This window comes from Pontibacter ummariensis (assembly GCF_900188175.1).
Taxonomy (GTDB): domain Bacteria; phylum Bacteroidota; class Bacteroidia; order Cytophagales; family Hymenobacteraceae; genus Pontibacter; species Pontibacter ummariensis.
In genome coordinates this window covers 28,195-52,046 of the sequence record NZ_FZOQ01000033.1, presented here as the reverse complement: position 1 = coordinate 52,046, position 23,852 = coordinate 28,195, and the positions used below count along the sequence as shown (strand labels likewise).

Annotated in this window: 18 protein-coding genes; 10 read left to right on the top strand and 8 right to left on the bottom strand. The window is 51.7% G+C overall.

Annotated elements, in window-relative coordinates:
* Nucleotides 1-378, top strand: a 378-nt coding sequence (locus CHB92_RS23130) for a transposase (protein ID WP_144266369.1), incomplete at its 5' end; no start/stop codon positions are given.
* A 280-nt stretch (nucleotides 379-658) separates the two neighbouring features.
* Here CHB92_RS23130 and pulA read toward each other — a convergent pair.
* Together pulA and CHB92_RS23120 are read right to left on the bottom strand one after the other, a co-directional pair.
* Nucleotides 659-2,656, bottom strand: coding sequence for a type I pullulanase (pulA, locus tag CHB92_RS23125; RefSeq protein WP_218824302.1), 1,998 nt, complete (start codon nucleotides 2,654-2,656; stop codon nucleotides 659-661).
* A 123-nt stretch (nucleotides 2,657-2,779) separates the two neighbouring features.
* Entirely contained in the window at nucleotides 2,780-3,850 is a 1,071-nt protein-coding gene (locus tag CHB92_RS23120; RefSeq protein WP_089321612.1) for an NADH:flavin oxidoreductase/NADH oxidase, read from the bottom strand.
* Between the two features lie 341 nt (nucleotides 3,851-4,191).
* Between CHB92_RS23120 and CHB92_RS23115 the strand changes: the two genes are divergently transcribed.
* The 3 genes from CHB92_RS23115 to CHB92_RS23105 all read left to right on the top strand — a co-directional run bounded on the left by CHB92_RS23115 (nucleotide 4,192) and on the right by CHB92_RS23105 (nucleotide 5,837).
* Complete coding sequence (locus tag CHB92_RS23115) at nucleotides 4,192-4,692, top strand: YkgJ family cysteine cluster protein (RefSeq protein ID WP_089321611.1); 501 nt, start codon at nucleotides 4,192-4,194, stop codon at nucleotides 4,690-4,692.
* On the top strand, nucleotides 4,676-4,864 hold the full coding sequence (locus CHB92_RS26525; RefSeq protein WP_373422681.1) for a PhnA domain-containing protein: 189 nt from the start codon (nucleotides 4,676-4,678) through the stop codon (nucleotides 4,862-4,864). Before CHB92_RS23115 ends, CHB92_RS26525 begins: the two co-directional genes overlap by 17 nt.
* 130 nt (nucleotides 4,865-4,994) lie before the next feature.
* Nucleotides 4,995-5,837: a 1,4-dihydroxy-2-naphthoyl-CoA synthase gene (locus CHB92_RS23105; RefSeq protein WP_089321609.1), complete on the top strand. Its 843-nt coding sequence runs from the start codon at nucleotides 4,995-4,997 to the stop codon at nucleotides 5,835-5,837.
* Between the two features lie 307 nt (nucleotides 5,838-6,144).
* Here the strand turns inward: CHB92_RS23105 and CHB92_RS23100 are convergent, their stop codons facing one another.
* The 3 genes from CHB92_RS23100 to CHB92_RS23090 all read right to left on the bottom strand — a co-directional run bounded on the left by CHB92_RS23100 (nucleotide 6,145) and on the right by CHB92_RS23090 (nucleotide 10,858).
* The gene (locus CHB92_RS23100) at nucleotides 6,145-8,076 is read right to left on the bottom strand and encodes a M13 family metallopeptidase (RefSeq protein ID WP_089321615.1); all 1,932 of its coding nucleotides are present in this window, start codon (nucleotides 8,074-8,076) and stop codon (nucleotides 6,145-6,147) included.
* Between the two features lie 463 nt (nucleotides 8,077-8,539).
* Nucleotides 8,540-9,667: a class I SAM-dependent methyltransferase gene (locus tag CHB92_RS23095; protein WP_144266375.1), complete on the bottom strand. Its 1,128-nt coding sequence runs from the start codon at nucleotides 9,665-9,667 to the stop codon at nucleotides 8,540-8,542.
* A 339-nt stretch (nucleotides 9,668-10,006) separates the two neighbouring features.
* Entirely contained in the window at nucleotides 10,007-10,858 is an 852-nt protein-coding gene (locus tag CHB92_RS23090; protein ID WP_089321614.1) for a metallophosphoesterase, read from the bottom strand.
* A 207-nt stretch (nucleotides 10,859-11,065) separates the two neighbouring features.
* On the opposite strand from CHB92_RS23090, the gene mgrA reads away from it, so the two are divergent.
* Entirely contained in the window at nucleotides 11,066-12,058 is a 993-nt protein-coding gene (gene mgrA, locus CHB92_RS23085) for an L-glyceraldehyde 3-phosphate reductase (RefSeq protein ID WP_089321607.1), read from the top strand.
* Nucleotides 12,059-12,210: 152 nt separating this feature from the next.
* Here the strand turns inward: mgrA and CHB92_RS23080 are convergent, their stop codons facing one another.
* Together CHB92_RS23080 and gloA2 are read right to left on the bottom strand one after the other, a co-directional pair.
* Nucleotides 12,211-13,275, bottom strand: coding sequence for a ferredoxin--NADP reductase (locus CHB92_RS23080; protein ID WP_089321606.1), 1,065 nt, complete (start codon nucleotides 13,273-13,275; stop codon nucleotides 12,211-12,213).
* Between the two features lie 82 nt (nucleotides 13,276-13,357).
* Nucleotides 13,358-13,747, bottom strand: coding sequence for an SMU1112c/YaeR family gloxylase I-like metalloprotein (gene gloA2 / locus CHB92_RS23075; RefSeq protein ID WP_089321605.1), 390 nt, complete (start codon nucleotides 13,745-13,747; stop codon nucleotides 13,358-13,360).
* A 518-nt stretch (nucleotides 13,748-14,265) separates the two neighbouring features.
* Between gloA2 and CHB92_RS23070 the strand changes: the two genes are divergently transcribed.
* The 5 genes from CHB92_RS23070 (at nucleotide 14,266) to CHB92_RS23050 (ending at nucleotide 22,316) form a co-directional block, all read left to right on the top strand.
* Complete coding sequence (locus tag CHB92_RS23070) at nucleotides 14,266-17,424, top strand: SusC/RagA family TonB-linked outer membrane protein (RefSeq protein WP_089321604.1); 3,159 nt, start codon at nucleotides 14,266-14,268, stop codon at nucleotides 17,422-17,424.
* A 20-nt stretch (nucleotides 17,425-17,444) separates the two neighbouring features.
* Complete coding sequence (locus tag CHB92_RS23065; RefSeq protein ID WP_089321603.1) at nucleotides 17,445-18,947, top strand: RagB/SusD family nutrient uptake outer membrane protein; 1,503 nt, start codon at nucleotides 17,445-17,447, stop codon at nucleotides 18,945-18,947.
* A gap of 18 nt (nucleotides 18,948-18,965) precedes the next feature.
* Nucleotides 18,966-19,847, top strand: a complete 882-nt coding sequence (locus tag CHB92_RS23060; protein ID WP_089321602.1) for a PKD domain-containing protein — start codon at nucleotides 18,966-18,968, stop codon at nucleotides 19,845-19,847.
* Nucleotides 19,848-19,982: 135 nt separating this feature from the next.
* Nucleotides 19,983-20,825 carry a glycoside hydrolase family 16 protein gene (locus CHB92_RS23055; RefSeq protein ID WP_218824303.1) on the top strand — a complete coding sequence of 281 codons (843 nt, stop codon included), beginning with the start codon at nucleotides 19,983-19,985 and terminating at the stop codon, nucleotides 20,823-20,825.
* Nucleotides 20,826-20,858: 33 nt separating this feature from the next.
* On the top strand, nucleotides 20,859-22,316 hold the full coding sequence (locus tag CHB92_RS23050; RefSeq protein ID WP_089321600.1) for a glycoside hydrolase family 30 protein: 1,458 nt from the start codon (nucleotides 20,859-20,861) through the stop codon (nucleotides 22,314-22,316).
* A 75-nt stretch (nucleotides 22,317-22,391) separates the two neighbouring features.
* Here the strand turns inward: CHB92_RS23050 and CHB92_RS23045 are convergent, their stop codons facing one another.
* Complete coding sequence (locus CHB92_RS23045; protein ID WP_089321599.1) at nucleotides 22,392-23,852, bottom strand: glutamate synthase subunit beta; 1,461 nt, start codon at nucleotides 23,850-23,852, stop codon at nucleotides 22,392-22,394.

The window sequence follows — 23,852 nt, the reverse complement described above, 5'->3', positions numbered from 1 at the left end:
TTTTTTCACCCAGTGTTGAAACAGGTAAAGATTCCTCTGAAAAGGGGCCGTAAAAGAACCAGGCCAGAGGAAGTAGTTGCAGATAAGGCATACGACGCAGGCTACTTAAGAAAGGAGCTGGCCCGCAGAGGCATCAAGGGAATGATTCCTGAAAGGCAGTTGCGTGCTGGAACCAAAAGAAGAAGAAGGGGGCCTCATCATCGCTTCGATAGAGAGACCTATAAGAAAAGAGCAGGCGTTGAGCAGGCTATCGGCTGGCTTAAAGAGTATCGCAGAATTGCTACTCGATATGAAAAGCTAGCCGTCAGCTTCATGGCTATGGTGAAGCTGGCTTTCATTAGATTTTACCTGAAAAAGTATTCATCAGACACAGCCTAGCCTCGGAGGGGGTAGGGGTGGGTACAGGCTGTTTAGCAGGAGGGTGATAAGGTGCTCCTGTAGCCAGCAAAGCCTTTACGGATTATGCCGTTGTAGTGTATCTCACCGATAAACGTACGCAACAGCTTTTCCAGCAGCTTCTAAGTAAGGTTGCTTAGAAGCTTATATTATCCTGTCATCTCTCCCGAAGTGCGAGATGACACTGGAGATGGTGATAAGAGAAAAGGACCGCTTGCTGATCTAAATGCGTAGACAAAATACCTTAATCAATTTACCTTACTTACTCCTGGAACAAAACCAGCATCGACACGGGCGGCACTACCACTTTGTCCTTTACTGTCCTACTCCCCTTTAGATCGATGTCCTGCCCCGAAACAGAGACCTGCCAGGCTCCATCCAGCTTAATCGCAGCAGGGCTTTTACGGGCGTTGTAATACACCCGGATGTTTTTCCATTTGTCGTTGTGCGCATGGTCTCGTATCTGGTAGCCGATCAGCCCTGGCTCAGACACAGTGAAGTGCAGGTGCTTGTTCACCATATCGGCAGAAGGCATCCGGAAAGCGGGGTGTGCTTTCCGGAGCGTAATCAGGCCTTTGTAATAGTCAAACACCTCCTTGTTTTCCGCTTTCCAGGCCCAGTTAATCTGGTTCACGGAGTCGGGGAGGTTGTAGCTGTTGTGTTCCCCGTTCTTGGTCCGTAGCAGCTCCACACCGGCATGCAGGAAAGGGATGCCCTGGGAGGTAAGCACGACCGCGTTCGAGAGCATGTGCATCTTCTTCAGTTCTTCTTTGGAAGCGCCTTTACAGGAGATCTTTAACTTGTCGAAAAGCGTGTGGTTGTCGTGGCACGAGACATAAGATACCGACTGCCAGGGTTCATTGGCCCAGGGAGCTTTGGAGTAATTAATTTTCGTGTAGTTGACCTGTGGATGCTTGATGCTGCCGACCACTCCAAACTTGACAGACTCCTCTGTGTCTTTCGCGCCGCTGACAAAACCTCTGGACTTCTCCTCAAACACAGAGCCTTTCAGGCCGTCGCGGATGTCATCGCTGAAAGCAGCCACACTTTTTAACTTGTAGGTGTTTGCTTTCAGGGCCTTCTCCTTGTCCGGCAAGGGGCTTTTTCCGGCAGTCCAGCCTTCGCCATACACGAAGATGTTCGGGTTTATCTTTTTAAGTTCCTCTGTCAGCTGGTTCATGGTTTCCACGTCGTGTATGCCCATCAGGTCGAAGCGGAAACCGTCGATGTGGTATTCCTTTGCCCAAAACTTGCAGGACTCGATGATGTACTTGCGCATCATGGCCCGTTCGCTGGCTGTCTCGTTTCCGCAGGCCGAAGCGTCCGACCACTTCCCTTCAGGGGTGTGGCGGTAATAATACCCCGGCACCTCCAGGTTAAAGTTCGAGTGCTCGGTTTCGCCCGTGTGGTTGTACACCACGTCCAGTACCACGCCTATCCCATTCTGGTGGAAGCCCTGTACCATCTGCTTGAACTCTTTGATGCGTACCTCTGCCTGATAGGGGTCAGAGGAATAAGAGCCTTCCGGCACGTTGTAGTTCTGCGGATCGTAGCCCCAGTTAAACTGCGGCTTGTCCAGCGCTGCCTCATCCACTGACCGGAAGTCGAAAGAGGGGAGCAGGTGTACGTGGGTAATACCGAGTTCCTTCATGTGATCAATCCCGGTGGTAAGCCCCTCTTTTGTGGTCGTGCCGTTTTCTACCAGGCCTAAGAACTTACCTGGCTTGCTGCTACCCGAGCTCGGGCTGCTGGTGATGTCCCGGACGTGCGCTTCGTAGATGATCACCTCGTTGGGCTTGTCTACGGCAGGGCCTTTGTCTTGCTGCCAGCCTTCGGGATCGGTAGTGGCTAAGTCCAGTACCATAGCCCTCTTGCCATTCACCCCCACGGCAGTAGCGTAAATGCCCGGTGTTTCCTGTAGCCAATGGCCATTTACTTTTACCTGGTAAGTGTAATAGGTACCCTGCAGGTCTTGATCCAGGGACAGCTTCCGAAGTCCGTTGTTTTCTTTCAGGAGCGGGTGTTGTCCCAGTTGCTTTCCGCCTTCCCCTTGCTCATAGAGGTTTACTTTCACCTCTTCTGCTACCGGCGACCACAGGCTAAAGGTCGTCTGCTGGGGGCTGTACGCCAGCCAGAGACTGGCATCCGGAGCAGTAGGATAAGCATCATAATTCTTGTGGTAATGCCTGTCTTTACCTGAAAAAAGGGCGGTAGTTGTGGCCATAAGTAACAGAAAAGAGAGTTTGAGCATAAGCATCATATCGGAAGGGTGTAAAGACTTATACGGGTTACGAAGATAGAGTAAAATAAATTCCCGGCTTTTAAAAGGAAAGAGCCGGTTTACACAGGGTAACCGGCTCAAGTATAGCAACAGGGACAGCTGTTAGGGGCGGGGCTTAGCCCGTTCGTACTGTAGCGGCCAGGTTACATCTGCCCCCAACTCCTGGGCGACATGTAGCGGGAAGTGCGGGTCGCGCAGGAGTTTCCGTGCCAGCAGTACCAAGTCGGCGCGGCCCTCCGCTATAATGGACTCGGCTTCCTGTGCGGTAGTGATCATGCCAACGGCTCCTGTTAAGATGTCCGCTTCTTTTTTAATGCGGGTCGCAAAACGGGTCTGGTAGCAGGGGCCAACAGGAATGTCTGCCTTCGGGACGTTACCGCCTGTAGAGCAATCGATCAGGTCGGCTCCTTTGGTACGCAATGCTTTTGCCAATTCCACAGCATCTTCCCCTGTCCACCCACCTTCGGTCCAGTCGGTGGCAGAGATGCGCACAAAAAGCGGATATTCCTTCGGCCATACTTCCCGCACGGCTTCTGTTACTTCTAACGACAGGCGGATGCGGTTCTCAAAGCTTCCTCCGTACCTGTCTGTTCGCTTGTTGCTAAGCGGGGAGTAGAATTCGTGCAACAGATAGCCGTGGGCCGCATGCACCTCCGCTACTTTAAAGCCTGCCTCTAGTGCCCGTTGGGCTGCGGCTTTAAAGTCTGCAATCACCTGGACAATACCAACTGCATCCAGTTCGATAGGTGCCGGCTCAGAAGGTAAAAAGGGCATGGCGCTGGGGGGTACCGTTTGCCAGCCTTCCTCATTCGCGGGTATGGCCTTTCTGCCCTTCCAGGGGCTCTGGTGGCTTGCCTTCCGGCCCGCATGTGCCAGCTGTATACCAGGTACTGCTCCCTGTGCTTCTAAAAAAGCGGTGATGCGCTGCAGCTCCGGCACATGCTCTGCTTTCCAGATACCCAGGTCGTCTGGGGTAATACGGCCTTCAGGAGATACTGCCGTGGCTTCTGAAATAACAAGTCCGGCCCCACCTGTGGCTCTGCTGCCCAGGTGTACCAGGTGCCAGTCATTGGCAAAGCCATCTACGCTGGAATACTGACACATGGGTGACACCGCAATCCGGTTCTTAAACGTGATCTCTCTTATTGTTAATGGACGAAACAGTTCAGACATACGCGTTGAAATGGTTATGATAAAGACTACAGCTAAGCCGGAATTTTGTTCAACTTGCCCCGGACATACATTTGTGGCGCTGCTTCCTGATAGCGGATTGGATTAATAGCTTTACTTTTATGCGGTTTCTAGCCTATTGTAACATAAGCACTATAGGCTTGCTACTTCTGGAATACGTGCTTTAGGGACTGTTATTCTGTTTATCTGCGTTATAACCCGTATGTTCACGCGTTGAGGTGAAATAGCTTTAAAACGCTTTCCGTTTTCTAATCTAACCGTTAACAACACATGATGATGCCCTTTAATAAAGCATATGAAAGGAATGCTTAAATCCAGAAAACATGAATGATTCCAAAAATATTTGTTTGTCCTGCGGATTATGTTGTGACGGTACCCTCATTGGCTTTGTACAGCTGAGTCGTGAAGAGGTGCCTGTGGTGAGAGAATTAATGGATATAGAGGATGCAAATGGTGCAGGTTTTTTTCTTCAACCCTGTGACAGCTATTGTAATGGTTGTAATATTTATTCTAAAAGACCGAAACAATGTGCCGATTTTAAGTGCGGACTTTTAAGGTCCCTCGAACAAGAGGAATTGGACTTTGATTCGGCTGTTGAAACTATTCTTGCGGTTAAACAAAAAAAGATCGCCATAGAAAAAAAGTTAGCGATACTACAGTTAGAACTACAGTCTCAATCGTTTTACTTTAAAATGGTCGAATTGAAAAAGTTGTTTCGGATAAACAAGCCTGAATTAGCATTAACGCAAAACCATCTGGAGTTATTAGCTGACCTCAAGCAGCTCAATCGTTTGCTGTCAAGCAAGTTTGATATCGCGATATAATAAAGGTAAAAGTATAAGCCTGACAAACGGAGATCATAACATTGACTGCAAAATGGATGGTGTTGGCTCAGTGGCACATAAATCTGCCTTTGTGAGAAAGGCATCATGTATTTGCTGCCCAACGCCTGTGTATAACAGCGGGTGGAGTGGCGACGGAAAAGCCTGTCATTAAAAATAACAGGGGCGAAACAGAAAGAAAAGTGATGAAGATGAGGCCACATACACGTAAACCGGTACTTCGCCCTGGCAAAACCAGTTGAGCCTGGAAATATAAAAAGCTAACTTGCAGCAAAAGTAATGTTATGAGCAAAGCTAACTGGACAACCGTAAAGGAATACGAAGATATAACCTATAAAAAGGCAGACGGCGTAGCCCGTATTGCTTTCAACAGACCCAATGTACGCAATGCTTTCCGACCAAAAACAGTGTTCGAGTTATTCGATGCGTTTTTGGATGCGCGTGAGGATACAAGCATTGGCGTCGTGCTGCTTTCTGCCGAAGGCCCGTCTACCAAAGATGGCGTTTATTCTTTCTGCAGCGGCGGCGACCAGAATGCGCGCGGCCACCAAGGGTACGTAGATGAGTCTGGTATACCGCGCCTGAACATATTGGAAGTACAGCGCCTGATCCGCTTTATGCCAAAAGTAGTCATTGCGGTAGTACCGGGTTGGGCGGTAGGCGGTGGCCATAGCCTGCACGTAGTCTGCGACCTGACACTGGCCAGCAAAGAGCACGGGATCTTTAAGCAAACCGATGCCGACGTGACCAGCTTCGACGGTGGTTATGGTTCTGCGTACCTGGCCAAAATGGTAGGCCAGAAACGTGCCCGCGAGATCTTCTTCCTTGGCCGTAGTTACTCGGCGCAGGAAGCTTATGACATGGGCATGGTAAACGCTGTTATCCCGCACGACGAATTGGAAGACACTGCCTACCAATGGGCACAGGAGATACTACAGAAATCACCTACTTCTATCAAGATGCTGAAGTTCGCCTTTAACCTGACCGACGATGGTATGGTAGGCCAGCAGGTATTTGCTGGCGAAGCTACGCGCTTAGCTTACATGACCGACGAAGCCAAAGAAGGTAGAAATGCCTTCCTGGAGAAGCGTAAGCCAAACTTCAAGGACATTCCCTGGATTTCATAGTATAGTTTAGTACTTACTAAAAGCCCGCTCCTCAAGCGGGCTTTTTTGTTTTACTCCAGGGTCCGGCATCGAACAGGTATGTTCGGTTGCAGGAACTGTCGTTATAGGAGGATTAACGAGAGCAGCATTAGTATCAGGCTTTTGCTGCATCAGGCGCTGAAGCAGTAGTAGCAATGAAAGATGGAACAAGCCAGGGAGGTATCGCTGTATTTTGCCTTCTATAAACAGAAAAGCCGCTCCAACTCTGGAGCGGCTTTTCTGTTTAGCAAGAAAATGTAGGGCTGCTGTGTGACAGCAGCCCGGTTACTTACCAGAGTCTGATTCTGTCTTCCGGTGCTTTGTACAGCTTGTCGCCAGGCTTCACATTGAAGGCCTCGTACCAGGCATCCATGTTTACCGGGGCGCCAATCGTTCTGTACTGGCCCGGAGAGTGTGGGTCTGTTACAATCTGCTGTGCGGCAGCCTCAGGCAGGATGTTACCTCTCCAAACCTGTGCCCAGGATAGGAAGAAGCGCTGATCCGGTGTGAAGCCGTCGATCATTTCATTCGACTGCCCCTGCTTGGTCATCTTGAAGGCTTCGTAAGCAGCGCTCAGGCCACCCAGGTCACCGATATTCTCGCCTAGTGTCAATTTACCGTTTACGTGTACCGTGTCCAACACCGTGTAAGCGTCATACTGCTCCTGCAGGGCTTTGGCTTTCTCCTCAAAACGGGCGCGGTCCTCTTCTGTCCACCAGTTGCGCAGGGTACCGTCTTTGTCGTACTGGCTACCGGAGTCGTCGAAGCCGTGGGAAATTTCATGGCCGATTACTGCACCGATACCGCCGTAGTTTACCGCGTCATCCGCATTCGGGTCAAAGAACGGGAACTGCAGGATACCAGCCGGGAACACGATCTCGTTCATAACCGGGCTGTAGTAGGCGTTAACGGTCGGAGGTGTCATGCCCCACTTGCTTCTGTCTACCGGCTTGCCTAGCTGGCTTACCATGTCGTTATAGCCCCACTGGCCGGCGTTGCGCACGTTCTGGAAGAAAGTTTTACGGTTGATCTCCAGCCCGTCGTAGTTCTTCCACTTGTCTGGGTAGCCTACTTTCGGCGTAAAGGCATGCAACTTGGCCAGTGCCTTTTCCTTCGTGGTGGCGCTCATCCAATCCAGGTTGTTGATGCGGATCTCGTAAGCCTTGATCAGGTTGCTGATCAGCTCGTTCATTCTCTCTTTCGCCTCTGGCTTAAAGTGTTTCTGCACGTACAGCTGGCCCAGCAGTTCACCAATGGTACCATCAGTCAGCTGCGACATGCGCTGCCAGCGCGGCGTCTGCACTTTCTGTCCGGACAGTGCCTGTGAGTAAGCGAAGTTAGCGTCTACAAACTTAGAGCTCAGGTAAGGAGCCGAAGACTTCAGCACGTTCCACTGCAGGTAGGTATTCCAGTCAGCAGTAGGCACGCTTGTCAGCAAGCCGTTCAGTTCCGTGAAGAACTTCGGGTTGTTCACCAGTACGGTGTCTTCGCCCGTTACTTTCATCTTTGCCATCAGCGACTTCCAGTCCACGTTCGGGGTTGACTTGCTGAAATCGGCAACAGATAATTTATTGTAGGTCTTGTAAGGGTCACGCATTTCTACGCGGCTCATCTGCGCAGCAGCCAGCTTCTTCTCCAGGTTGAAGATGGTCTCTGCATTTTTCTGTGCAGTGGCCTCCGGTGTACCGATTAAGGTAAACAGCGTGGTGATATAGGTTTTGTAAGCCTCCTGAATCTTTTGGCTGCGGGCATCATCCTTCAGGTAGTAATCACGGTCAGGCAGGGTAGTACCGCCCTGGCTGAACTGAGGGATCATGGTGTTTACGTCCTTGCGGTCCTGACCCACATAAAAGCCGAACATAGGAGATGCAGCACCAGTAGTTCGCAGGTAAGCTACTTCGTTCAGTAAGCCTTTAACGTCTTTTACCTTCTTTACGCGCTTCAGATCTGCTTTGATAGGCGTATAACCGAGCTTTTCGATGGCAGCGCTATCCATAGCTGCCGCATAGAAATCACCCACGCGCTTCTCTACAGAACCGGGCTTCGCGCTAGTGTTGGCGGCGGCCTCGTTCAGGATCTCTTTTACCGCGTTGATGTTAAACTCGCGCAGCAGGTTGAAGCTACCCCAGCGGGTTTCCTTTGCCGGCACCGGGTTGTTTCTGATCCAGGCACCGCTGGCGTAAGTGTAAAAGTCATCGCCTGGCTTCACAGTCAGGTCCATGTTCGCCTTGTCGATAAAAGGCGTCTTTACACCAGATTCAGGCTTGTACTGCGCGGTGGCATCGAGGGCGGTAAGCGAAGCAGCGCCAAACAGAAGGGCACCAAGGTAGTTCTTCCAGTTGGAGGTGCTTTTAGTTGATTTTTGCTTAGTCATAGAGTTTTTTGAATTTGGCTCTGTCTTTTGAGTGAGTTGAGTGTTGTAAAAGTTCGTTTTGTACTAAACTTCCAATTAAAGGCTTTTTAGACCGCTAAAAGTAATAATTAATACGAAAAGTTCAGTGTTTTTAATTTTTATGCAATCAAGACCAGGGTCCGGCCTAGGCTAAACCGGACGCTACCTATTGGAATAGGACCGTCAGGGTGCATGTTTTAACATAAAGTGCAAATACAGTACCATTCTTCACACAAACCACGGACTTAAGACCTCCTATGTTAGGAGGCTGGTTATGCCGGGGGGACTCGCCTTACACGCTTCTATACTTCACTACAGAGGTAGCGGTAGCTATCTTGATGGGTTGCATGGTCTTAGGGTTCAGGAACTCTACCTTGCCGCGGTTTCGGAGAAGCTTAAAGGCCTCCACGTAGTTTTCCCGGATGTAGTCAGTGCCCAGGCTGTGTTCCTCATACACTTTTTCAATCATCTTGTACTTATAGGCACCGCTCTGCTGCTCTAATTCCACTGCAAGGTTTTCGAGGGTATACCGGGCTTGTTCAGAGAACAGGGCAAGCTGGCTTTGCTTCCTCTTGTTTGAATAGAACAGCGGTATCCCATCCTCCTGAAATGTAGTGTAGGGGAGTAGTGCTTCTTTAAAGCCGCGGTAAGCCGAGCTTTCTTTGGAGGCGAGCAGTAGCGTATGCCCTAAGCCTTCATTTTCCGGGGGATAAACACTGAACTGCACTGCCAGGTACCCTTTCTCACGAAGCGCCTCACGGAGTACGCTGAGGGTGTACTTTTCCCGCCGGACAAGGTCCTTCTCTCTTTTAAAATAGCCCTTTAGCCGGAGGAGCCCCGGACCAAGCACCTCTGTCAATAACTTCCCTTGCTTTCCGCTCAGCCCCAGGCTTATCTTCTCCGGGCACAGGAGCAGAAGGAGGTCTGTATTCTCCCGGGCAATAAGCTCAGGCAGGTATTGTGCGGGGCTTGCCCGGTCGAATAGGTCCAGCAAGGCAAACACTGGGGCCTCTAAAGCAAGTAGTTCAGACACGAGCGTCTTGTCTGCCGCTTCGCGTAGGTAGAGGGGCCGATGCTCCAACTTCTCATAATATGGGAGTCTTTCAAGCTGTTGCTGCAAACCATCCATTGCCTCCTGGTCGGGGTCTCCGAAAACAGCTAACAGGCGCCTGTTCAGGTCGTGTAAATTCGCTGTGCCGCGCTGGATCGCCCTTAACAGGCTGGCAGGCGTGGAGCTTTCTGTCTCTTGCCCCGCATCCAATGTGGCGCACAGGTCCATAAAAAGAGCGGGCGCAGGTTGAGGGGCACCTGTGAGCCTGCTCGTGCACCAAACCTCAAAGCACTTGCCGAGTAACTCTGACTTTGTTTCCGGGAGCGTTCGTTCCTTTAGAAAAAAGTCGTTCGATACTGTGGCAGTCATATTAGAATTAATGCTTTTAGCTTCCTCTGTAGAAGGAACATTCGGTTAAAGGCTTCCCGGTTTACATCTCCTGTAAACTAACTTGCTTAGTTCAAGAGCCACAAACGAACATTTATGATCTTGCTTTATCGTTTGCGGGCTGCGAAGATAGTAAAAGAAATTTCTTTGTCTACTAAAAATATTAGTTTAAAAGTATACTATTTCCACTATATGCTAATACGTTTAGATGCCTCTGGACAGAAATACGCGCTTCTGATAGGCTAAGCGTCAGAGAAACTGAGCGGGCTAACAGAGGAAAGCGAAGTGCAGCCCAAAGGCTATAGCCACAAGGAGCAAGCCTTACACGTGATAGTGGAAAAAGGTAAGTTCTGCTCTGGCAAAGAAACGGAACGGAACCGCCGAGGTACCGAAGCCTTTGGACACATACAGGTAGGGGGAGCGGTCCTTGTACCAGCCGTTGATATAGTCGCCAGACTTGCGGGGCAGTTTAGGGACGTAGCTGGGAAGCCTTACCTGCCCGCCGTGGTTGTGCCCTGCAAAGGCATAGCGGATGTTCAACTGATCGGAGGGGCTGCGTTCGCTGTTTAGCTGCTCCACTTCTTTTTGGACTAGTTCCAGTTGCAGCGGACTGTGGATTAAGAGGAGGTGGTGTGCCTCTTTGCCTATACCTTCCACAGCATCCTTGAAATGGCTCTCTCCCTGAATAAAGTCGTCCAGGCCAGTCACCACCACTCTTTCCCCTTTTAAGGTATATGCTTTTGTCTCGTTCAGCAGAAAGTCGCAACCGTGCTTCGCATAGGCCTCCTTCAGGCGCTGTATGCTCGGGTCGGCTTTGTAGTCGTTGTTGCCGGGGATGGCCACTTTGGGCATGTCCTGGCGAAGCAGACTGAAGAACTGCTCCATTGGCAGCATGCCTCCGGAAGAATCAAGGGTGTCACCAGCAATCAGAACCAGGTCTGGCTGCATCTGGTTGAGCGTTTGGGCTAGTTTGCTGTACTGGGGCAGCATGTTGTGCTTAAAGTGCAGGTCGGCCAACAAGACAAGCTTCAGCTTTTTTCGGCTGCTCTTGTCTCCTATATCAAAAGTCTTTACTTCGAAGAAATACTTCTCCAGGACCAGGGCATCTAATAGCACACCGGCCGCTGCGACTGCCAGGGCTCCCAGCCCCCACTTTATATACTTTTTGTTCATTTGCTTGTGTCCGATTTCTGAGTTCGGCTGCTCTTTGGTGGCTGCCAGTACCAATCCGGTAGCCAGTGCTGTATACGCAAACTAAGGTTTGGGTTAAGCAGCAGAACAGCAGAAGGATAGCAAAAAGGCCTTAGTGCAGGGGGATATGGGGCTTTGGCAAAGAGCGATATTCGTCTTATTTTACCTCTTTAACCTTTAAAAAGAACGATGACCTATACTCCAAATCCTGAACGATACAGTACAATGGAATACCGGCGCTGTGGTAAAAGCGGTATTAAGTTACCTGCTTTGTCATTGGGCCTCTGGCATAACTTCGGCCATGTGGATGTGCTGGAAAATTCCCGGCAGATCCTGCAGGATGCCTTTGATGCTGGCATTACGCACTTCGACCTGGCCAATAATTACGGTCCACCCGCTGGGTCTGCAGAAGAGAATTTCGGCAAAATTTTAGGGGAGGACTTTCAGGGCTATCGGGATGAGCTGATCATTTCGACCAAAGCCGGTTATACCATGTGGGAGGGACCCTATGGGGATTGGGGCTCCAAAAAGTACCTGGTAGCGAGCCTGGACCAGAGCCTGAAGCGCATGGGGCTGGATTATATTGATATTTTTTACCACCACAGGCCCGACCCCGAAACACCCCTGGAGGAAACAATGGCAGCACTGGACCTGATCGTGCGGCAAGGCAAAGCGCTGTATGTGGGTATTTCCAATTACAGGCCTGCAGAGGCTGCAAAAGCCTTTCAACTGTTAAAGGAAATGGGAACCCCGTGCCTCATTCACCAGCCCAAATACTCCATGTTTGAGCGATGGGTAGAGCGGGAGGGCTTGCTCGACCTGCTGGAGCAGGAAGGCGTTGGGTGCATCCCCTTCTCGCCTTTGGCGCAGGGGCTTCTGACAAATAAATACCTGAAGGGCATACCGGAGGGGTCCCGGGCCGCCAAGGCACACGGGCACCTGCAGCAGGGCGATGTAACGGAGGACAAGATCGATAAGATCCGCCGCTTGAACGCCCTGGCTCAGCAGCGAAATCAGTCGCTGGCACAGATGGCCCTGGCCTGGTTGCTGAAAGATGAGCGGGTAACATCGGTGCTAATCGGGGTTAGCTCACCGGCACAGCTGGCGGATTCGCTGCAGAGCCTGCAAAACAAAGTCTTCTCGTCTGAAGAGTTGGAGCAAGTAGAGGCTATCCTGCAGTAAGGCCATGTACTGTTAAAAGAACTTTCTTCTAAAATCACTTTTAGCCTGCGCTATGGGGAGTGAAAAGGAAGTTCTTCTACAGCTTCTGGCTCTAAGTTGTGATACCTGTAGGCCTGGCACTTGCCGGTTCGCACAGGAACAGGTGATGTCCTTTAGCCAATATCCAGTTCCACATCCCCCCCAACGGGGTAGCCGACACAGGTAAGCGTCAGCCCCTTTTTCAGGTCCTTGTCTGTTAGCACCTCGTTATACGACATCCACACATCCCCTTTGAGGCACTTGGCGGCGCAGCTGCCGCACTTGCCTGCCTCGCAGCTGTAGGGCAGGGGAATGTTCTCCTTTTTGGCGGCCCGAAGAATGTTGTCAGGGTACTGTACCTGTAACTGGAAAGTCCTGTTCCGGAAATGAAGCGTTACCTGATGGGCATCAGTATCAGGAGGGCTTACCTTCTGCGGCACTTTAACCCTGCTAAAGCTCTCCCGGCGGATGTTATCGTCCGGCACTTCTTCCTGCCGTAGGGCATAGAAGCACATGCGCATGTAGTTGGTGGGGCCGCAGAGGTAGAACAGGATCTGCTCATAAGGCGCCACAGCGTACTGGCGCAGGAAAGCCTGCATCAGGTCTTTGTACAGGCGGGCCCTCGAGAGGTCGGGGGAGTTGCTGAACAGGAACTCGATGCGGAGGCGTTCCGGAAACTCAGCTGCCAACTCCTCCAGTTCTTCCCGGAAGATGGCATGCGCCGGTGTCTTGTTGCTGTAAATCAAAACCACCTGCAGGTCCGGGCTAGCATGCAGCACTGTTTTGAGAAGCGAGAAGATGGGAGTGATGCCGCTACCCGCTGCTAAAAAGAAAACTTGCTTGTACGCCTGGATGTCTTCCGGCAAGGTGAACAGTCCGGTGGCACCCAAGGTCGACAGTTTGTCCCCCACCCGAACCTCGTCTACCAGCATCCTGGAAAACAGGCCGTTTTCAACTCTTTTCACGCCAATGGCCAGGGGCTCGTTCAGTACAGGCGTGGAGGTGATGGAGTAGGAGCGGCGCTCTTCGTGGTGGTGTGTCTTCTTTGAGAAGGTAAGGTACTGCCCTGGCTTGTACTGAATAGCCTTTGCATCCTGGCCCCCAAACACAATTCTTTTTACCCCCTGGGCTTCTTCCCTGATCTCAGTAATGGTAAGGGTGGTATAGATAGAGTTATCCGTAAATTCTTGTTTTGCCATGTTATAGGCTCTTACGCAGGTAAAATATAAAAGGGTCCTGCCTTGTCCATGAGCAGGTAAAGTATATCCCTTGCCAGCGACTCTATGCTTCGTACAGCTCCAACGGCAGTTTATCGGGGTCTGCAAAAAAAGTGAAGCGCTTGCCGGTGTACGTGTCTACCCGAATTGGCTCTACTTCTACGCCCTGTTCCTGTAAGTGCTGCACGGCCAGGTCCAGGTCTGCTACGGCAAACGCCAGGTGCCGGAGACCTGCGGCTTCCGGGCGGGAAGGACGAGCAGGCGGGTTGGGAAAGGAAAAGAGCTCCAGCACGTATTCCCCTTTCAGGGCCAGGTCCAGCTTGTAAGACTGGCGTTCCTCCCGGTACACTTCCTGTAGTACTTCTAAGCCTAGTACTTCGGTGTAAAAGCGCTTCGACAGCTGGTAGTCCGCGCAAATCACCGCTATATGGTGTATCTTCTTCAGTCCAATCATAATTGACTCCTGTTACTCCTGCTCTTCTGGTCTTAGTGCCGGCAGGTGTTTTCCGATCCTAAATATACGAAAGCCTCCTCTGTTTATCCTGTAAGGGCTTTATGCTCATAACACGACTTGCAGGAATGAGCGATTACTCATATTGTACTTAACACAGAATAGTTTAAAGTTATGACTTTAAGTTTGTAGGTGTACAGAATATGGCTATATATTTACGGCGTAATTACTAAGCAAAGAGTGAGTGTTTACTGATAGGGGCAAGAGGAGGCCCTGCTAGCGGAGCAGAGAGACCGGTTGCAACAAAAAAACAGCGTTTGTTTATCTGAGGCAAGATGTTGCAACACAGAGTTGTGGTTGACTACCACAGTCAGGTCACGGGAAGGGTAAACGGAGTTAAACACATGCCACTCATTACCTGAATATATATTGTTTTGAATAAACGGTACAGTGATTAATCATTTATAGAGAACAGCAGGCACAGGACTGCTGAAAATTAAACTTACACTTTAAAGTCTTTTATGAAGAGAGCTTTTTACTATGCAATTGGATGTTATGCATTGGCTGCCTGCCTTAGTCCAGGGGCTTATGCTGACAGCCACCTAAGCCCACTGCCAGTGTTTGAGAAAGCACGGCAAGCCGTAACCGTTACCGGTAAAGTAGTGGATGAGAATGGCGTTGGCCTGCCCGGCGTTACGGTGGTGCTGAAAGGAACCACGAAAGGTACCGCAACCGGAATAGACGGGTCTTTCTCACTCGCTGTGCCGGATGGAAACGGGACGCTGGTGTTTTCTTTTATTGGTTACACCACGCAGGAAGTACCGGTAAACAACCAAGCTACCCTGAATGTAACACTGGCGCCTGATACACGGCAGCTGGAAGAGGTGGTGGTAGTTGGTTATGGCGAACAGAAGAAGAGCGTTGTAACCGGTGCCATTTCCAGCGTGAAGGCCAGCGACCTGGAGAACCAGCAGATTACCCGCGTAGAGCAGGCCTTACAGGGCAGAACCTCTGGTGTAACGATTGCGTCCAGCTCCGGAGCCCCTGGTGCCAGTTCTACTGTAAGAGTGAGGGGTATCACTTCCCTGAACAGCAATGACCCCTTGTATGTAGTGGACGGAGTTGTAGTGAACGGTGGCATCGACTACCTGAACCAGGCTGACATCGAGTCGATCGAAGTACTGAAAGACGCGGCATCAGCGGCGATCTATGGTGCCCGGGCGGCTAGTGGTGTTATCCTCGTTACCACGAAAAAAGGGAAAGAAGGAAGCATCCGCGTAAGCTATAACGGTTATTTCGGTACACAGGGGCCTGCCCGCAAGGTAGACCTGTTGAATGCGACAGAATATGCTACTCTAAGAAACGAAGCTTCTGTGGCCGGTGGGGGAGACATCGTGTACGATAACCCGCAGGCACTCGGCGAAGGAACCGATTGGCAGGACCTTGTCTTTAACGATGATGCCCGTATTCAGAACCACGAGTTCAGTGTAAGCGGCGGCAACGACAGGTCTACCTTCTACGCTTCCTACGGTTACCTGGATCAGACGGGTATCGTAGCCAGCGCGATTTCCAATTACAAGCGGCACAACGTTCGCCTGAACTCGACGCACAAGATAACGAAATGGGCAACAGTTGGGCAGAACCTGGGCTACTCTCACATTAAGAGCCAGGGTGGCTTGAACACGAACAGTGAGTTTGGCGGGCCGCTTAGCTCTGCTATTAACCTGGACCCTACAACACCTTTCCTGATTACGGATCCTGCCATTCTGAACGACCCGAACAGTATTTACAATACACAGCGGACTATCCGAAACGGACAAGGGTACCCGTACGGCATCTCTACTACCGTACAGCAGGAAATGACTAACCCGTTAGCCTACATTCAGACGCAGCTGGGCAACTATGGCTGGTCAGACAACATAGTAGGAAACGTTTACGCCGAGCTGGAGCCGATCGCCGGCCTTAAGTTCCGCTCTACCCTGGGTACCAAGCTGGCTTTCTGGGGATCTGAAAGCTTCAGACCGATTTATTATCTCAATGCTGCCACGATCAGCACGCAAACGGCTTTCAGCCGTAACCGCGACATGACGTTCGACTATAACATTGAGAACGTCCTGTCTTATACCCGTACCATTGGCAAACATAACTTTACGGCCTTGTTAGGCCAGGGTGCATACAGAGACAACCACACCAGCGGTGTTTACATCGCTTTCAACAACATTCCAGCAAGTTCTTTTGATGAGGCTTCCTTCAACCTGAAAGTGCCAACCGCTAGCAGAACGTCTGATGCGTATGAAGGCGTAGACCACACGGTTAGCTCTCTCTTCGGCCGTGTTGTTTATAACTACGACGAGAAGTACCTATTCACCGGTATCGTGCGTCGCGACGGTTCTTCCCGTTTCGGTATTAACAACAAGTACGGGTACTTCCCCTCAGCTTCCTTAGGCTGGGTGGCCTCTCGTGAGAATTTCTGGCCTGTGAACGATGTGGTGGACTTCCTGAAAATCCGTGGTTCTTACGGAGTGGTAGGTAATGATGCCCTGGGCGACTTCCGATACATCTCTACGGTAGGCAGCGGCAGAAACTACACCTTCGGATACGACAACTATTACATCGGCTACAGCCCGGATGCTCCGGCTAATCCAGACCTGAGATGGGAGGAAACAAGCCAGACGAACCTGGGCTTCGAGACGGTATTGTTCCAGGACTGGACCTTGACCTTTGACTGGTACAAAAAGAAAACCACTGGTATCCTGCAGCAAATTGACCTGCCTGGTTACGTAGGGGCCACTGGAAGACCATGGGGTAACGTAGCCGACATGGAAAACAAAGGCGTTGAAGTGGAGCTAGGCTACAGCAAGCAGATCGGGGAAGTGAACTTCGGGGTAAACGGTAACGTGTCTTACCTGCAGAACAGGATCACTTACCTGGGAGACGGTAAAGCGTTCCTCGAAGGCGGGGCCACCGTGCAGAACATCGCGCACCCGATTACCCGTATGGCCGTTGGCCACGCGTACGGCTCTTTCTACGGCTACAAGACGAACGGCATTTTCCAGAATCAGGCCGAAATCGACAGCTACACGAACGAAGAAGGGCAGCTTATTCAGCCAAATGCCAAGCCGGGTGACTTCCGTTGGGCAGACCTGAACAACGACGGCACGATCGACGCGGATGACCGTACCTTTATTGGTGACCCAACGCCAGACTGGACCTTTGGCTTAACCCTTAACGCTGCCTGGAAAGGCTTCGACCTGCTGGTGTTCGGCCAAGGGGTGACTGGCAACCAAATCTTCCAGGGCCTTCGTCGTCTGGATATCCCAACGGCGAACTGGCAGGCTGCGGCACTTGGCAGATGGACAGGAGAGGGTACTTCTAACTCCTTCCCTAGACTGACAACCAACGATTCGAACCGCAACTTTACGAACCCTTCGGAATTCCACCTGGAAGACGGAGACTACTTCAGAATCAAAACCCTGCAGATCGGTTACTCGCTTCCTAGCGCTATCACTAGCAAAGTGTCTATCCAAAAGGCGCGTGTGTACGTGAGCAGCAATAACTTAGTGACCTTTACAAAATATTCTGGCTACGATCCTGAGATTGGTGGCAGCAGCTTTGGCATCGACCGTGCTTTCTACCCACAAGCGCGCACATTTATGGTAGGTGTAAATCTTGGGTTTTAATTGTCTAAATCAGAAACGAAATGAAAAGTAAATATTTAAAATATGTTGCCGCTGTGGCACTTGGCTTACCAGTGCTCAGTGCTTGTGAAAAGGAGTTTTTAGAGGTTGACCCGAAGGGAGTTGTGTTAGAGTCTAACTACTACAATAACCCGGATGAGGCCTTTGCCGGTATTGTTGCGGCCTATGACCCGCTAGGGTGGGAAGCCGGAGGCACGTACCATAACATCGGGGCTATTAACGCTGCCTCTGATGATGCCTATGCCGGTGGCGGTGGTTCCGCTGATATGAACACCTGGCAGGTGTGGAACAACTACTCCCTGGACCCGGCCTTAGGCCCGCAGGGGGAGTTTTGGAACAGGAACTTTACGGGGGTTTCCCGCGCAAACACTATTCTGGAGAAAGTACAGGCTGGTGTGCCAGGGCTTGATGAGACCACCCAGGCCCGCTTTATTGCCGAGGCCAAGTTCCTGCGCGCTTACTATTATTTTGACCTGGTGCGCCTGTTCAAGAACGTGCCGTTGTTCACGGCTCCTGTATCCACGCAGGAAATTTACAACGTAACGCAGGCTAGCCCAGAGGAGGTGTATGCCCAGATTGAAAAGGACCTGACCGAGGCTATTCCTAATCTGCCGGTAACTGTTCCGCTTACGGAGGGGGGGCGTGCCAGCCAGGGAACCGGACGTGCACTCTTAGGAAAAGTTTACCTGTATCAGCAGAAGTGGTCTGAGGCGGCCACCCAACTGGCAGAAGTGAACGGTACTCCCGGAGGCAAGAGCAAGTATGGTTACGAACTGCTGGACAACTTCGGGGATATCTTCCGCCCGGACAACAAGTTCAACAGCGAGTCTATCCTGGAGATCGTGCATACTTCGGTTGCAAACTCTGGCTGGGGTAACTGGCCGGGTTTTGAAGGTAACGTAGCCGTTACCATGTTCGGACCGCGTGGTTATTCTGGTGATACTTATATGGCAGGCTGGGGTTTTAACCCGCTCACGCAGGACCTGGTGGATAACCTGAAAGGAGACCCTCGTTACAAGTACACTGTGGCAAACATCGATAGCCTGGCGCAGGCGGGTGCCGCCTCCTACGAGAAAGGCTACCATAACACCGGTTATTTTGTAGAGAAGTATGCCCCTAAAGTGGAGTGGAAAACAACAGGTGGTGGAGAGCCTTTGCTGAACTGGCCAAATGATTACATCGAGATTCGCCTGGCAGACACTTACCTGATGGAAGCGGAGGCGATCGTGCAGGGTGGGGGAGATGCCAGCCGTGCGGCTGCGCTGTTAAATGCTGTGCGTGCCCGTGTAGGATTGGCCCCAGTAGCTGCTACCCTCGAGAACATCTACAAAGAGAGACGCCTGGAGCTGGCTACTGAAGGACACCGCTGGTATGACTTGGTGCGCACCGGCAGAGCTGCTACCGTGTTGGCCTCGAAAGGGTTTAAAGCCGGGAAGCACGAAATCCTGCCTATCCCGCAGGCCGAGTTAAACAACACCAAGCTTGTGCAGAACCCAGGGTATTAATCTTAATCAAACGGAATCATGAAATTCAAATACAATACACGCCTATACACTTACCTGGCAGCAGTACTTTTAGGGGGCACCATGGTGGCCTGTACGCCTGATGCCGCTGAGGAAGAGCTGGGTCCAAAGGCTGAAGCCGCTTTTACCGTGACGCCAATCCAGGGAAAGACAAACACTTACCTGTTGAGCAGTACCACAGAGAATGCCTTTTTGTACAAGTGGGACAAAGGAGACGGGTTTGAGAGTGGGGCCCAAACGGATACTGCTTATTTTGAGCGCAAAGGGGACTATACAGTGAAGCTGATGGCCCTTTCGGCTGGTGGACACGACACGGCTGAGAAAACCATCTCGGTAGCCAGTAATGACCCTAACGGGTGTACGGGTGCCAAAGCCAAGCTTACGGGTTGTGACACGAAGACCTGGGTGTTAAACCCGGCTGCAGGTGCCTTGTGGATTGGAAGCCCAGCCGGTGATACCTGGTGGGCCAGCGGGGCGGGAGACGTGACGGGCAGACCCTGCACATTCAACGATGAGTTCATCTTCCATAAAGATGGCACCTACACCTATGACAACAAAGGGGACCTGTGGATAGAGGATGAAGGCGGAGCCGCCCATCCGGCAGACATTGGCCTGAGCGTGGGCTGCCACGCGGAGGAGGAGTTACCTTCTAAATATGCTGCCTGGGGTGCCGGTACGCACTCTTTCGAGATCAAAGGCAACAAGCTGACGGTGAAGGGTACAGGCGCGTTCCTGGGCATGTACAAGGCCGGGAACGCCGGCACGACAGCCGGTCCGGAGGAGTCGATCACGTATGATATCGTGGAACTGACTGACACCAGATTGGTTGTGAAGAAGGCCTACGACTGGGGCCAGTGGGTTTTCACTTTCACAGCAAAGTAAATTTATCTTAGGATATAACCTTGAAAGCCGACCGACAACATGCCGGTCGGCTTTTTTATGTTGAATTTGAATTCATTGCTTGGATTACAGATTGAATTTTAGTGTATTTAAAACCGAATTAGTAAGCGTATGAAAATGCTGAGCTTTGTATATCCCTTCGTTCTGGCAGGTATTCTTTCCTGTTCTTCTAAATCTGAGGAGCCAGCTCCTATCATCACCATACCTCAGGGGCCAACAGATAAAGGATGGACCTTTGAGAGTACTCCTGTGTGGGCTGATGAATTTGATTACACGGGGCAGCCAGACCAGACGAAATGGGGCTATGACCTGGGCGGAACAGGTTGGGGAAACAATGAGTTGCAGAACTACACCAACCTGCCGGAGAATGCCCGGGTAGCGGAGGGTAAACTCATCATTACTGCCCGGAAAGAAAAATCAGGAAACAGGGAGTATAGCTCTGCCAGGCTGGTGACCAAGGACAAAGGGGACTTTCTGTACGGGCGGTTCGAGGTAAAGGCCAAACTACCGACTGGTAGAGGCACCTGGCCAGCGATCTGGATGCTGCCCACCGATTGGGCTTATGGTACCTGGCCAAAGTCCGGCGAAATAGACATTATGGAGCATGTAGGCTATGACCAGGACAAAGTACATGTGACGGTTCATACAGAGGCCTATAACCATGGCATCGGCACGCAGCGCGGGCGCAGCAAAGTGGTACCCAACGCCAGCACGGAGTTTCATGTGTACCGGGTGGACTGGTCGCCTTACGCCGTCAGAGGCTACATTGATGACCAGCAGGTATTCGACTTCACCAACGAAGGAAAGGGCTATGCGGTATGGCCTTTCGACAAGCGCTTTCACCTGCTCCTGAACATTGCGGTTGGTGGCAACTGGGGAGGGGCACAGGGCGTGGATCCGGATATTTTCCCGCAGTCGATGGAGGTGGACTATGTGAGGGTATACAAAATGATTGAGTAGCGGGAGCTATCGGGACCTAATAAGATTTCCTTTATGACCCATTCTTTTTTTATCTCCAAAAGAGTAAGCCAATCCCTGTTGTTTGCCTTGACCTGTTGCGTGGGTCTTTCCTGTAGGGTACCCGATCAGGACAACAGCCACACCGGCACAGCGCCGAGCCAGGACCTGGAGCAGGTGTCCTACTGGCTTACCAATCCGGATAAATCTGTTTTGTTCCGGAAACAGCCTCCGCTCGCTTTTTCTGATATGGTGGCGGGCGCCACGACCATAACGCTGGACCCCAGCCAGACTTACCAGGAGATGGATGGTTTTGGCTATACGCTGACAGGCGGCAGTACAGCGCTGATCAACAACATGAGCCCAGCCCGGCGGAAAGCCCTGCTGGAGGAGCTTTTCACCACCAAGGACAACAACATTGGGGTGAGTTACCTGCGCGTTAGCATTGGTGCTTCTGACCTGGATGAGAAGCCTTTTTCTTACAACGACCTGCCGTCCGGCCAGGCAGATCCAAAGCTCGAAAAATTTAGCCTGGCACCAGACCGAAAGCACCTGATCCCGATTCTGAAACAAATCCTGGCATTGAACCCCGACATCAAAATAATGGGCTCGCCCTGGTCGCCCCCCACCTGGATGAAGGATAACCAAAGTACGATAGGGGGGAGCCTGAAACCGGAGTACTATGACGCCTATGCGCAGTACTTTGTGAAGTACATACAGGGCATGGAGCAAGAGGGAATTTCCATTGACGCGATCACGATTCAGAATGAGCCCCTGCACCCGGGGAACAACCCCAGCCTGCTCATGTTGCCCGAGCAGCAGGCGGAGTTTATCAAAAATCATCTGGGACCTGCATTCAGGGAGGCAGGCATTAAAACGAAAATCGTGGTGTACGACCACAACGCCGACAGGCCTGATTATCCGATTACGGTGATGAACGACCCGGAGGCGAACAAGTACATCGACGGGGCTGCTTTCCACTTATACGGTGGCTCGATTGATGCTCTGGAGCAGGTACACGAGGCACACCCGGATAAGAACCTGTACTTCACAGAGCAGTGGATCGGGGCGCCGGGTAATTTTGCCGGTGACCTGGCCTGGCACATGGAGAACCTGATCATTGGGGCGCCACGTCACTGGAGCCGCACCGTGCTGGAGTGGAACCTGGCGGCAAATTCGCAGCTAGAGCCCCATACCGAAGGTGGGTGTACGCAGTGCCTGGGTGCCCTAACGATTGATGGGGACATGGTTGTGCGGAACCCTGCCTACTACATCATTGCGCATGCTTCCAAATTTGTCCGGCCCGGTTCTGTTCGGATTGCCTCTAACCTGGTAGAAGGGTTGCCAAACGTAGCTTACAGGACGCCGGAGGGGCAAAAGGTGCTGATCGTGCTGAACACCAGCGGAGCGCCGCAGGCTTTTGACATTGCCGATGGAGACAAAGCTGCGGCAGCTACGCTGAAACCCGGGGCAGTGGCTACCTTTGTATGGTAAACAGAACCAGCTTTACAACAAAAAGCCCTTGCTACAACCGGGTAGCAAGGGCTTTTTATTTATGCTTCTAAAGCACTATCCTTTATTCAGAACGAACTTAGACAACTCTTTAGAAGGGAGGTCAGAGGCTTTCATTAAGTAAAGATCGATAGCGCGGGCAGCCTCGCGGCCGTCAGAAATGGCCCACACTACCAGAGACTGACCACGGCAGGCGTCACCAGCTGCAAAAATGCCCGGCACGTTTGTCTGCCAGTCGTCCAGCTTAAAGTTACCCCGCTTGTCTGTTTTAAAGTCAAAGCTCGCCTGGAAGGCATCGTGCTCCGGGCGTTCGTAACCGATGGCGATCATGGCCAGGTCGCAAGGCAACACCTTTTCGCTGTCAGGCTTCTCGGTATACTCCCTGCCGTTCTTCCACTCCAGTTCCACTACTTTCAGGCCCTTTACGTTGCCATTCTCATCAGCCACAAATTCCTTCGTCAGCCAACCCCAGCTGCGCTCGCAACCTTCCTCGTGCGAGCTGGAGGAGGTGTAGGTCATAGGCCACTCTGGCCAGGGGTTCTCCGGCGTACGGGCCGTAGACGGCATGTTGCGGTACTGTAACTGCGTGATGGACTTCGCGAACTGGCGGTTAGCCGTACCGACGCAGTCAGAGCCGGTGTCACCACCACCAATCACCAGTACATGCTTGTCGCGTGCATCCAGGTCTTCTTCTGCCGGGATTGTTTCGCCTGCCACTTTTTGGTTTTGCAGGGTCAGGTAATCCATCGCAAAATGGATCCCCTTCAGGTGGTTACCCGGAATATCGAGTACGCGCGGCTTGGTAGAGCCAATCGCTAAAAGAACGGCGTCGTACTTTCTGTGCAGCTTTTTCAGGGTTACGTCTTTCCCGATTTCTACCCCTAAATGGAAGCGGATGCCCTCCTCTTTCAGGATGTCCAGGCGACGGTCTATGGTCCACTTCTCCAGCTTAAAGTCCGGAATACCGTAGCGCAGCAAACCGCCGGCTTTGTCGGCTTTGTCGTACACGTCCACTTTGTGGCCCGCCTGGTTCAGCTGGGCAGCGGCGGCCAGCCCGGCAGGGCCAGAACCAATAACCGCTACTTTCTTACCTGTCCGGTGCTTGGGCGGGCGTGGCTTTACCAGGCCCAGCTCGAAGGACTTCTCGGCAATGGCCTTTTCGATGTGCTCGATGGCCACCGCCGGCTTGTTGATAGACAGCACACAGCTCGACTCGCAGGGAGCAGGACAGATGCGGCCTGTAAACTCCGGAAAGTTATTGGTGCTGTACAGGATCTGTGCTGCCTGTTCCCACTCACCGTCGTATACCGCATCGTTAAAGTCCGGTATCATGTTGCCCAGCGGGCAACCGTTGTGGCAGAAAGGAACGCCACAGTCCATGCAGCGGCTTGCCTGTATTTTAGTCTTCTCTTCGGGGAAGGCCGTGTATATTTCGTTTGAGTCGTTTATTCTTTCCTTCGGATCGCGGGCTTGGGGCAGCTCACGGTCGTACGTTAAAAATCCATCTACTTTTCCCAT

Coding starts and splice junctions, on each gene's coding strand:
- pulA (WP_218824302.1), bottom strand. CDS start 2,656: ATGATGCTTATGCTCAAACTCTCTTTTCTGTTACTTATGGCCACAACT.
- CHB92_RS23120 (WP_089321612.1), bottom strand. CDS start 3,850: ATGTCTGAACTGTTTCGTCCATTAACAATAAGAGAGATCACGTTTAAG.
- CHB92_RS23115 (WP_089321611.1), top strand. CDS start 4,192: ATGAATGATTCCAAAAATATTTGTTTGTCCTGCGGATTATGTTGTGAC.
- CHB92_RS23105 (WP_089321609.1), top strand. CDS start 4,995: ATGAGCAAAGCTAACTGGACAACCGTAAAGGAATACGAAGATATAACC.
- CHB92_RS23100 (WP_089321615.1), bottom strand. CDS start 8,076: ATGGACCTGACTGTGAAGCCAGGCGATGACTTTTACACTTACGCCAGC.
- CHB92_RS23095 (WP_144266375.1), bottom strand. CDS start 9,667: ATGACTGCCACAGTATCGAACGACTTTTTTCTAAAGGAACGAACGCTC.
- CHB92_RS23090 (WP_089321614.1), bottom strand. CDS start 10,858: ATGAACAAAAAGTATATAAAGTGGGGGCTGGGAGCCCTGGCAGTCGCA.
- mgrA (WP_089321607.1), top strand. CDS start 11,066: ATGACCTATACTCCAAATCCTGAACGATACAGTACAATGGAATACCGG.
- CHB92_RS23080 (WP_089321606.1), bottom strand. CDS start 13,275: ATGGCAAAACAAGAATTTACGGATAACTCTATCTATACCACCCTTACC.
- gloA2 (WP_089321605.1), bottom strand. CDS start 13,747: ATGATTGGACTGAAGAAGATACACCATATAGCGGTGATTTGCGCGGAC.
- CHB92_RS23070 (WP_089321604.1), top strand. CDS start 14,266: ATGAAGAGAGCTTTTTACTATGCAATTGGATGTTATGCATTGGCTGCC.
- CHB92_RS23065 (WP_089321603.1), top strand. CDS start 17,445: ATGAAAAGTAAATATTTAAAATATGTTGCCGCTGTGGCACTTGGCTTA.
- CHB92_RS23060 (WP_089321602.1), top strand. CDS start 18,966: ATGAAATTCAAATACAATACACGCCTATACACTTACCTGGCAGCAGTA.
- CHB92_RS23055 (WP_218824303.1), top strand. CDS start 19,983: ATGCTGAGCTTTGTATATCCCTTCGTTCTGGCAGGTATTCTTTCCTGT.
- CHB92_RS23050 (WP_089321600.1), top strand. CDS start 20,859: ATGACCCATTCTTTTTTTATCTCCAAAAGAGTAAGCCAATCCCTGTTG.
- CHB92_RS23045 (WP_089321599.1), bottom strand. CDS start 23,852: ATGGGAAAAGTAGATGGATTTTTAACGTACGACCGTGAGCTGCCCCAA.